The organism is Paenibacillus sp. GCM10023252, from assembly GCF_042653305.1.
Classification (GTDB): domain Bacteria; phylum Bacillota; class Bacilli; order Paenibacillales; family Paenibacillaceae; genus Pristimantibacillus.
In genome coordinates this window covers 1-3,699 of the sequence record NZ_JBHSHW010000006.1, presented here as the reverse complement: position 1 = coordinate 3,699, position 3,699 = coordinate 1, and the positions used below count along the sequence as shown (strand labels likewise).

General features: G+C 40.4%; 2 protein-coding genes. Both read right to left on the bottom strand.

Features of this window, described 5'->3' with window-relative positions; all coding sequences use genetic code 11:
* Window positions 1–1,756 precede the first annotated feature (1,756 nt).
* Entirely contained in the window at window positions 1,757–2,470 is a 714-nt protein-coding gene (locus tag ACFO9Q_RS04895) for a hypothetical protein (RefSeq protein WP_379179286.1), read from the bottom strand.
* Between the two features lie 268 nt (window positions 2,471–2,738).
* Complete coding sequence (locus ACFO9Q_RS04890) at window positions 2,739–3,107, bottom strand: hypothetical protein (protein ID WP_379179284.1); 369 nt, start codon at window positions 3,105–3,107, stop codon at window positions 2,739–2,741.
* Window positions 3,108–3,699 lie beyond the last annotated feature (592 nt).

The window sequence follows — 3,699 nt, the reverse complement described above, 5'->3', positions numbered from 1 at the left end:
CGTTCTTAATATTTGAATTCTAGTAATTTTCTGCGCATTTGAACTTGGAGGTTTCGGATAACGTTCTGATATTCATGACGCCGAAAGGCTTAAGCTGCTCTTCTGGTCTAGCGCAGCGACCAGGTTGCCGGGTGGCTCCGCCACTTAGCCTTGCAGGTGTGTCCGGACTGTGTTACCAGCGGCCCTTCTTCTTCGGTCCGGACCGAGGGGCGAATGCCCCGAAGCATGAATATGGTGTTATCTGTTGGATCTGCCCCACTTCTTCGAATTAAGACAGGACGTCGACCCACAGCTCTTAACTTCCCTTTACCATTTTCTATTCATTTAGACAATTCTTTATCATTCTTTAGAGCTTTACAGTTTTTAGCTTTATACAAGTCTCTTAATTCTTTCAATCTCGTTCATCTCTTAAAGCTTTTTTTGCCTATTTAGCTTTGTATTCTTTTACATTTATTCAGCCCTTTTTCATTATTTCAATCTTATTAGACTTTATTCTTTTCATTCCTTCAGCTCAGTTTCAGTCTTTCAGACCTTTACAAGCTTTTCAGTCATTTACGTTTTCACTTGTCTTTGACCCCATGACTAACTTCGAGCAACAGGACGTTGCGGATGATTTACTCTCAAGTTTTTCGGGGCAGATCTTACAGATAACGTTCTTGTATTCACGACGCCGAAAGGCTTAAGCTGCTATTCTGGTCAAGCGAAGCGACCAGTCCGCCGGGTGGCTCCGCCACTTAGCCTTGCAGGTGTGTCCGGACTGAGTTACCCGCGGCTCTTATTCATCGGATCCGGACCGAGGGGCGAATGCCCCGATGCGTGAGTACAGTGTTATGTGTAGTTTGACCTTTCGCCTCATGTTGCCTTGCGCTTCATCTACTTCCGAGCTCGAACCCTTCTTGAAAAAAGTCCGCTCACGTTCATCGCACCTCACAACCACCAAGTCTCGCTCGCCATCTGCTTCCATGAACACTTCTTCGATAATCCCTCATGCTTCCGCTACCATGCCTAATCTCGCGGTTCCTAGACACCGACAATCTCTGCTTCCCCGAATAATCTCCCTTGCTAAACTAACCTATTCTTACAACTTTCAGGCACCTACCGCTTCCTAAAATATTCTCTTCATCCCTTCTACTTTCAGGCACCTACCGCTTCCTAAAATATTCTCTTCATCTCTTCTACTTTCAGGCACCTAACGCTTCCTAAAATATTCTCTTCATCTCTTCTGCTTTCAGACACCTAACGCTTCCTAAAATATTCTCTTCATCTCTTCTGCTTTCAGGCACCTAATGCTTCCAAAATACTCTCTTCATCTCTTCTACTTTCAGGCACCTTCCGCTTCCTAAATATTCTCTTCATCTCTTCTACTTTCAGGCACCTAACGCTCTCAAAATATATCCCTTTATCTCCTTATATCTCTCTTTAATTGCCGACCACGCTGTCCCTAGATCCCTCGAACCTGAGATACTTCATGTTCTTCCTGGCTTAAGATGGCTCTCGTTGTACGCTTAACCTAATCTTTATCTCGCTGTATCTTCGGGTCAAATTGCACATAACGTTCTGATATTCATGACGCCGAAAGGCTTAAGCTGCTATTCTGGTCAAGCGAAGCGACCAGGTTGCCGGGTGGCTCCGCCACTTAGCCTTGCAGGTGTGTCCGGACTGTGTTACCCGCGGCCCTTCCTCATCGGATCCGGACCGAGGGGCGTATGCCCCGATGCATGAATATGGTGTTATCGGATGTTGTTGTCTTCCTGAGTTACTCAAAGCTCCCCTTCATAACTTCAAATTCGTTTTTGCTTTTCAATAATTCATCAAAATCTAAATCCTCCAATATATGAGGAAAATGATGTTTTAATCCCACTGGAACTGGTACTATACATATTAGCCCATATGAATAATCTATATTTATTGACTTTCTGATTTTTTTAGTCATTTTCAAAATTGAAGGCATATATTCTTTTAAATCAAATTTCTTTAATATTTCAACAACATACTTAAATAGTTCACGTCCATAATTAATCACTTCTTCTGTTGTAGGTATATAACCCTTATGAATTATTTTGTTCCTAAATTCTGTCAATTTAGGATTTAAGGCTTTAGGTGTTTCTTTAAAATGAAGTAAAAATGCGGTATAGAATGCACCAAGTTGTCTTTCAGATTGTGTGCTCATCAACTTCCAAGAATCTGAAAATTGATTTGAGTCAATCTCACTATGAATCACGATCAATTCAATAATATACTCATAAAACCTCTCCAAGGATGCTGCAAAGCTAGAGACAGCCTCTCTAGTATATCCGTCCTTTAAAGCCATTAAAGCCATCTCAAATAAAATTTCAAATTTCCATTCTTGAAGAATCACATTATTTTTATGACCATATTTACATTCATATTTATAATAAATTCCATCAGATAAATCGATTAATTGAAATCTATCAATCTGACATTGGCGGCAAGATAGCTTGATTTTCAACAAAATCTCTCCTATTTATTTGACCTACAGCAATTTCGATAACGTTCTTGTATTCACGAACCCTCACTGCCTTAAGTGACCAAAGGGAACGGCCGCGACGCGGTTAGGCAGTGCAGGGTTGTCCGGCTGAATAAGCTTCCCTGCTACTGAACATCTTCTTCGAGACCACTTCTTCCTGCTTCGGTCCGGACCAAGGAGCCGGAGGTGACGCAGCGTGAATACGGTGTTATCGGATGTTCCCTCTTCATCGAGTACACAATCATTGCTCTTAATAATTTCTATCTCTAAGATCTTTATCGTTATACAAGATTTGAATATAATTAATATCATTCTTACCTCTCAATGAAATAGAAAACTCACCTCTTTCAAACGTATCATCCGCATAATTTACAGGTTTGAATCGGTTCGACTTCAATTTATTTATTCCTTCATTTTTTTTGTCACCAATCTTGACTGAGAATATAGAATACTGAGGATTTGAAAAATAAATGGAACTGACTTTACCATACATACTATTTTCCTTATCATTAGAGAAACTAATCATTACATGCCTGTCTGAATAGTACCGTCCGTACCCTCCGAAGCCTTCAATGTATTCTCCAGATCCCCAATAATTTATGACTTCTTGCTCGTTCATACCAAAATTAATATCTTCAGTTTTCAAATTGTTATTTATAGTATTGATTGTAATTGGGGGCTGTACATTCAGATAAATATAGTAAGACAGTATGAGCAAAAGGCATATGCAACATGATCGTATAATGTACTTTCTTGAATTCATGGTTTTCAGTCCTTTAGGGGAATTTCCGATAACGTTCTGATATTCATGACGCCGAAAGGCTTAAGCTGCAGTCCTGGTCAAGCGAAGCGACCAGTTTGCCGGGTGGCTCCGCCACTTAGCCTTGCAGGTGTGTCCGTCCGAATAACTTCTTCGATTTATCTTCAGGCGGACCGAGGGGCGAATGCCCCGATGCATGAATATGGTGTTATCCGATGCCTCCGACTTCCTGGTTCACTAAAAAACTTTCTTCTTTCTTTGTCACGGTCGGTCTCTAATTTACTGCTTCATTAATATGATTTGTATTTAGTCAATCCTTGTCCTTATTTATTAAGACAAATCCGTATATAAGAGAAATAATAAGTAGTATCCAAGTTAAAAAAGGAATCTGACTGAACCAATCATTATTGTAATTTCCGTCAAGCTCATCAATATTTACACTAAGTTGACC

Coding starts and splice junctions, on each gene's coding strand:
- ACFO9Q_RS04890 (WP_379179284.1), bottom strand. CDS start 3,107: ATGAACGAGCAAGAAGTCATAAATTATTGGGGATCTGGAGAATACATT.